Source organism: Actinosynnema sp. NPDC037264, assembly GCF_055603705.1.
On record NZ_JBVJVK010000114.1, the window covers coordinates 5,278 to 12,166 of the forward strand.

The following is a 6,889-nucleotide window of genomic DNA, read 5'->3' on the forward strand; positions in this document are numbered from 1 at the left end:
CCGCCCCCCCCCCCCCCCCCCCCCGCCACCCCCCCCCCCCCCCCCCCCCCCCCCCCCCCCCCGCCCCCCCCCCCCCCCCCCCCCCCCCCCCCCCCCCCCCCCCACCCCGTGCTCACGGGTTCGGGACCAACGCCCACCCGGTGTAGTAGTCGGCGGCGATGGCGGTCGCACCGGACAGCCCCTGCACCGGAACCGGGACCGTCGAGTGCGTGTACGTCTGGTCGTTGGCGAGCGTTTCGAAGATGTCCTCGCCCCAGCCCGCGACGGTGCCGCCGGCACGCAGCGCGAGGGCGCCGCGGCCGAAGCTGGCGATCTGCGTCACGTCCGAGAGGTTCGACACCTGGACCGGGACCGCGGACCCGCACGCGGGCGAGAAGTCCGTGCACGCGACCCCGTTGCCGAGGACACCGCCGTAGCTCGAGCCCCAAGCCCACACGGTGCCGTCGCCGCGCAGCGCGTAACCGTTGTAGCGGCCCGCGTCGATCCCCGTCACGCCGGTCAGCCCGGAAACCCGCACCGGGACGCGGGAAGCGCAGAGCCCACCGCCGGACGGCTCGCACGGCTGACCGTTGCCGAGCTGCGCGTAGTAGTTGGAACCCCACGCCCAGACCGTGCCGTCGCCGCGCAGGGCGTAGACGCCGTCGCTGCCGCTGTCGCCCGACACCGCGGTGACCCCGATCAGCCCGGACACCTGGACGGGCACCAACGAGTGCCCTCCGCTCGAACCGTTGCCGAGCTCGCCTTGGCTGTTGAAACCCCACGCCCAGACGGTGCCGTCGGCGCGGACCGCATAGCCGGTGCCCCAGGAGCTGCCGATGGCGACGACGTCGGTCAGACCGGGGATCGGCGCGGCCACCGAGGAGTCGTCGGTACCGCCGTTGCCGAGCTGGCCCGTGCCGTTCCAGCCCCAGGCCCACACCGTGCGGTCCTCGCGCAGCGCGTAGCCGGTGAGCTGACCGGCGGCGATGGCGGTGACGCCGGTCAGCCCGAGCACGCGAACCGGCACCGCGGACCCACCGCCGTTACCGGCCTTCCACCCGTTGCCGAGCTGCCCCGAGTCGTTCTTCCCCCACGCCACCACCGTGCCGTCGGCGCGCAACACGTACTGGGTACCCCACATGCTGCCGGTGATCGCCCGTACCCCGGTCAGCCTCGCCCGAGTCGGCACGGACGTCCGCGCCACCGCCTCCACGGTGCCCAGCGCGCGCTCGGCGCCGTTCCTGCCCCACCCGTAAACGCAATCGGTCGTGCAGGTCGGGGCGTCGAGCACCGCGAACGCGCCGGCCAGGTCGGCGACGAGGTGAACGCTCCCGCTGTTGTTGTACAGCTGGAGGTCACGCGTCATGCCGAACCCGACCACGGCGGCGTTCGGCACGGTCTGCCCCGGGGACAGGTTGAGGTTCGAGGCGTTGGTGTACTGCCCTGCCCCGTACGCGGACACGTACGTCGCGGCCGTCGCGTCGACGCCGGTGATGTTGATCACCACGGCGGTTGCCGTGATCGGGGCCTTGGTCGTGAGACCCAGGTTGACGACCTGCCGGGCGCCGACCGCCCCGGTCGTGCCGCCGGTGCCGTCCCTGGTGTCGAGCACCCGTGCCGAGCTCAGCGGCAGGAACAGGGCGCCGTAGTCGGGGGTGTAGAAGCCGGTCAGGTCGGCGATCAGGTCGATGGTGCCGGCGTTGTTGTAGAGGTTCACCGTGCGGTTCGCGCCCACTGCGACGGTGACGAGGTTGGGGCGCGTGTCGCCGGGCGGCACGTTCAGGTTCGACGCGGTGGGCCGGGACGTTCCGGCGGGCCACGCGGTGACGAACGTGTCGGCGGTCGCGTTGGTGGCGGTCAGGTTGACCGTGACCGCCGTGGCCGACGCCGGGATCCAGGCGGACAGGTCCACCGCACGCGTGGCGCCGGGGCCCACCTGCGCGTTCTCCCGGGTGTCCAGCACGCGGTTGGCCGCCAGCGCGGTGAACTTGGCCCCGGCGCCGGTGCTGTAGTGGCCGGCGAGGTCGGCGACGAGGTGGACGTTCCCGCTGTTGTTGTAGAGGTCGACCTTCCGGTCGGCGCTGAGCGTGACGGTGACCTGGTTGGGCCGGACGTCCCCCGGCGTCAGGTTCAGGCTCGACGCGACGGGCCGCGCACCACCGCTGGGGAACACCGTCACGAAGGTGGGTGCCGTCGGGGTCACCCCGGTGACGTTGAGGACCACGGCGGTGGTGGCGGCGGGAACCCGGGCGGAGAGGTCGACGGTGACGGTGCCACCCGCCCCGACCGGACCGCCGGTGTTCCTCGTGTCGAGCACCCGGACCGGGGACGACGAGGTGAAGGTCGAACCGGTCTCGCCGGCCTGGACGGTCGGCGAAGGCGCCGCCGACGCCGTCCCGCCGGCGAGCAGCAGCCCACCTGTCAGCAACGCACTCAGAGCAACGGGTAGTACACGACGCACTGCGGTCCCCCTCAAATGATCATGGTCCCCCGACCCCCGTTCAGAGTATTGATCAGCCGGTCGCCCGACCAGCGCTTTCGCCCACGTGCAACTGGACCAGTCGCAGGACGCAGGCCACGGCGGGACATAGGCGAAGGACGCGGCGACCAGGTCATCGCCGTCGACGGCGGCATCTCGGACCTCACGGGCGACGAGAACCGTTCCGCGCGACGGCACCCGGCCCGGAGCACGTTCGCTGGATCGACCTGAACCGTCCGGTCTGACGAACGGCCCGGTGTCAGCGGCTTCACCGATCAGAAATGCGCCGCCCCGTCGTCAGTTCTGCCAGCCCGTCTCCCCGGTGGAAGGATTGATGACCATGGCCGACGACAGACTGCCGGGTGGCGACGAGGCCACGTTCATCGCGGCGGTCCGCTCAGACGATACGGCGCGGTTCGCGCTGCTCACAGAGCGCTACCGGCGTGAGCTGCAGGCGCACTGCTACCGGATGCTCGCGAACTACGAGGACTCCCAGGACCTCGCGCAGGAGACGTTCCTGCGGGCGTGGAGGAAGCGGGAGTCGTTCAGGGGGCACGCCGCGCTGCGGACGTGGCTGTACCGGATCGCGACGAACGCTTGCCTCGACTTCCTGGAGAAGCGCAACGACCGCACACCCGTGCCGGTCGAGCTGCCGGACTCCGGCTCCGAGCTGCCGTACCTGCAGCCGTACCCCGACCGGATGCTCCCCGAGGACCCGCAGGAATCGGTGGTGGCCCGGGAGACGATCGAGCTGGCGTTCATCGTCGCCGTCCAGCACCTGCCACCGCGGCAGCGGGCGGTGTTCATCCTGCGCGACGTCCTCGGCTGGCCGGCACCGACGGCCGCCGACGCCCTCGAACTGACCGTCGCCTCGGTGACCAGCGCCTTGCAGCGGGCGCGCGTGACGATGCGGGAGCAGCTGCCCGACCGCCGCCTCGACTGGCGCAGCCCCGCCACCTACGAGCTGTCCAGCGACGAGCGCGGCGTGGTGAAGTCGTACATCGACGCCCATGAGCGCAACGACCTCGACGGGCTGATGTCGCTGCTGCGCGACGACCTGCGCTTCGCGATGCTGCCCGATCCGGGCACCGTGACCAGGACGGCCAAGGACGCGGTGGACGGCTGGGTCTCCGGTGGGCTCTTCCAGCGCGGCCACGACGACTGGCGCGGTATCACCACGACGGTCAACCGCATGCCAGCCGCCGCGCTCTACCTCCGCACCCCCGACGACCCGGAGTACCGGTTGTTCGCCATCGCGGTCCTGCACGTCGTCGACGGGAAGATCACCGAGCTCACCGGCTTCGACGCCGCCGACAAACCATGGCTGGACCTGCCCCCGACGCTGTGATCACCCATGTGCCCACCGTCGACGAATCCAGCGCACGGGCCGCCGTCGTCCTCGTCTCCGGCGAGTCGGTCAACGGCTCACTCGGGACGCAACGAAGTGGCCGGGGAAGGGTTGCCTCATCGCCTCGTCTCGTATCGGGTCAGCACCACGCCGCCGGGAAACGTCCGCGTCTCCACCAGGTTCAGGTTCACCCAACCGTCCAGCGCGGTGAAGAACGGTGTGCCGCCGCCCACCAGGACGGGGTGGGTCGCCAGCTGGTACTCGTCGATCAGCCCGGCCCTCATGGCCGCCCCGGCGAGCGTCGCGCCGCCGATGCTCATCGGACCGCCGTCCTCGGCCTTGAGCCGGGTGATCTCGCCGACCGCGTCGCCGGTCACCAGGCGGGTGTTCCAGTCGACCTCGTCGTCGGTCGAGGAGAACACCACCTTCGGCGTGTCCCGCCAGTTCCGCGCGAACTCGACCTCCGCCGGGGTGGCGTCGGGCTGCTGGTCGCCCGTCGGCCAGTGGGAGCTCATCGTCTCCCACAGCTTGCGCCCGTACAGCGACAGCTCACTCTCCCGCTCCCGGTCGAGCCACCACTGGAACAGCTCGTCGCTCGGCGCGCTCCAGCCGATGTCATCGCCGGTCGCGGCGATGTAGCCGTCCAGGGTCACGTTCATGCCGAAGATCAGTTTGCGCATCGTGCCAGCCTTCCGTGAGTCGATCTCACACATACAGACGGGCGCGGCGGGGAAACTTAATCGGTGTGCGATCTGCACCCACAGACCGTCCCCCCGGGTGACGTCGAGTAGTTCTCGTCACCAGTGGCGTTGGGGTCCCTGGCCCGGGTGTGGAACGTCGGAGCCGCAGAGGGTGGCCTGGATAGCGGTCGGTCCTGCCCCTGATTGCGTGATCAACCTTATCGTGAGCTTCCGACTTGTATGTAGCTACCGGTTGGGCTGGCTGGATGATCACCGGCTGTAGCCTGCCGGAGGCGCTGGGCCGGGCTCGCTCGTGAGCTTCCTGCCGCCCGTTGGGCTGGCTCTCCGGGGGTTTGCGGCCCGGCCCGGTGCCGGCCGCGGTCTGACTCAACAGAGGAGTGGGCTCCACACACTGAAAGTCGGAATGTCGACCGTGGCTTTCCTTATTGGATAAGGGAAGGGATATGCGGTCGATGGTCGTGATCGGGATTGACCCGCACAAGTCCAGCCACACAGCGGCAGCACTGGACTCCGGCACTCATAAGACGTTGGACACCGTTCGTGTGGATGCCACGCTGGCCGAGTACCGGCGGTTGTTGGCCTGGGGCAGGCGGTTCGCCGAGCGTCGGTGGGCGGTGGAGAACGCCCGCGGTCTCGGTCGGCACCTGGCGCAGTGGTTGATCGCGCGGGGCGAGGCCGTGATGGACGTGCCACCGACGGCCACCGCGCGGGCGCGGGAGTTGTCGCGGGGCGGTCGCCGCAAGAACGACGTCCTGGACGCCGCGGCGGCGGCCGGCGTGGCCGCCCTGCGCGGCGACACCGCCCCGGTGGCGGCCGAGGACGCCTCGACGGTGCTGGGCATGCTGGACGAGCGGCGCGGCAACCTCACCCGGCAGCGCACCCGCACGGTCAACCAACTGCACGCGCTGCTGCGCGAGCTGCCGCCCGGCGGGGCGTCCACGGACCTGACCGCCGACCGCGCCGCGGCAGTCCTGGCGAAGATCCGACCGGTGTCACCGGTGGAGCGGGCACGCAAGGAACCCGCCCGCGAACCGGTCGCCGACATCCGCGCCCTGGACGCCCGGCTCAAGGCCAACACCCGGCGCATGCACGAGGCGGTCGCCGACTCCGGAAGCGGCCTGACCGACGTGATCGGGATCGGCCCGGTCGTGGCCGCCCGACTGCTCGGCCGCACCGGACGAGCCTCGCGCTTCCGGACCGCGGCGGCGTTCGCGGTCTACGCCGGTGTCGCCCCGATCGAGATCGCCAGCGGTGACAAGGCCCGCCACCGGCTGTCCCGCGAGGGCGACCGCAAGCTGAACAACGCGCTGCACACCGTCGCCCTGACCCAGATCCGCATGCCCGACAGCCGCGGGCGCGGCTACTACGACCCGCAAGACCGCCCGAAGGCCAGACCCACAACGAGGCCATGCGCTGCCTCAAACGCCGCCTCGCCGACCACGTCTGGCGCCTGATGCTCGCCGACAAGCACGGGAAGCGGGCCCGGGAGGACACTCGGGGGCGACTCTGACATCCAGCGCGACCGGCCCAACCCCGACAGCCGGCTCTTCGGACAAGTCACTTCCCTGACCCGCCGAACCCCACCCTACAACCGAACTCATCCCAGCGACTTGACAAACACAGAGGAACCGTCCGACCCTCCGGACGCCGGCCGAACGGAAGCTCATCGTCACCCTCTGCCTGAATCCTCTGCGCGACCGGACGACCGTGGTCAACGTCGGTTGGACGGTCCGGTCGAAGCCGTCGTAGGAGCACGACTCGATGATCTGCCCGCCGCCGGTGACGGTGTCCAAGCGGCCGAAGGGTCGTCGTTGTAGGCGCCGGCCGGGGCGGGACGATCCGGCCGGTGTCGCGGGCGATCAGTCCCGTGAACCCTGCCGCATCGCGTACGAGCGCAATGCACGCAGGAAGTCCACCTGCCGGAACGCGGGCCAGTAGACGTCGCAGAAGTGCAGCCGGGAACCGGCGGCCTGCCACAACAGGAAACCGGAGAGCCGGCGTTCGCCACTGGTCCGGATGACGAGGTCGGGGTCCGGCCGACCGGCGGGGTCGAGGTGCGCGGTGATGTCCTCCACGGTGAGCGTGGCGGCCAGTTCCTCTGCGGTGACCCGCCGCTCGGCGGCCTGGTCGAGCAGCGAGCGGACCGCGTCGACGATCTCCTCGCGGCCGTCGTAGCCGACCGCGACCGTCAACTCCGAGTCGGTCGCCCGCTCCAACGTCAGGTCCTGCGCCCTCTTGAGCGCGTACGCGGTCGAGTCGGGGAGGAGGTTGAGCCGCCCGGTCACGTTTAGGGCGTGTCCGCCGGGTCATGATCGGGTTTTGTCTGGTGCGGCTCGGATCCAGTCGATGGTCTCGACGATGTCGTTGGTGGCCTGCCAGTGC

At 70.9% G+C, this 6,889-nt stretch carries 5 protein-coding genes; 2 read left to right on the plus strand and 3 right to left on the minus strand.

The window, feature by feature from the left end:
- Positions 1–112: 112 nt before the first annotated feature.
- Positions 113–2,407 (minus strand): hypothetical protein, encoded by a 2,295-nt coding sequence (locus ACZ7GX_RS45040; protein ID WP_498786810.1) that lies wholly within the window; start codon positions 2,405–2,407, stop codon positions 113–115.
- A gap of 391 nt (positions 2,408–2,798) precedes the next feature.
- Between ACZ7GX_RS45040 and ACZ7GX_RS45045 the strand changes: the two genes are divergently transcribed.
- Positions 2,799–3,806: an RNA polymerase subunit sigma-70 gene (locus ACZ7GX_RS45045; RefSeq protein WP_498786811.1), complete on the plus strand. Its 1,008-nt coding sequence runs from the start codon at positions 2,799–2,801 to the stop codon at positions 3,804–3,806.
- A gap of 116 nt (positions 3,807–3,922) precedes the next feature.
- On the opposite strand, the gene ACZ7GX_RS45050 is transcribed toward ACZ7GX_RS45045, so the two are convergent.
- Complete coding sequence (locus ACZ7GX_RS45050; protein WP_498786812.1) at positions 3,923–4,486, minus strand: dihydrofolate reductase family protein; 564 nt, start codon at positions 4,484–4,486, stop codon at positions 3,923–3,925.
- A 473-nt stretch (positions 4,487–4,959) separates the two neighbouring features.
- On the opposite strand from ACZ7GX_RS45050, the gene ACZ7GX_RS45055 reads away from it, so the two are divergent.
- The gene (locus ACZ7GX_RS45055) at positions 4,960–5,961 is read left to right on the plus strand and encodes an IS110 family RNA-guided transposase (RefSeq protein WP_498786813.1); all 1,002 of its coding nucleotides are present in this window, start codon (positions 4,960–4,962) and stop codon (positions 5,959–5,961) included.
- Between the two features lie 405 nt (positions 5,962–6,366).
- Here ACZ7GX_RS45055 and ACZ7GX_RS45060 read toward each other — a convergent pair whose 3' ends face one another.
- A complete protein-coding gene (locus ACZ7GX_RS45060; protein WP_498786814.1) occupies positions 6,367–6,792 on the minus strand; it encodes an undecaprenyl diphosphate synthase family protein in 426 nt (141 codons plus the stop codon).
- Positions 6,793–6,889 lie beyond the last annotated feature (97 nt).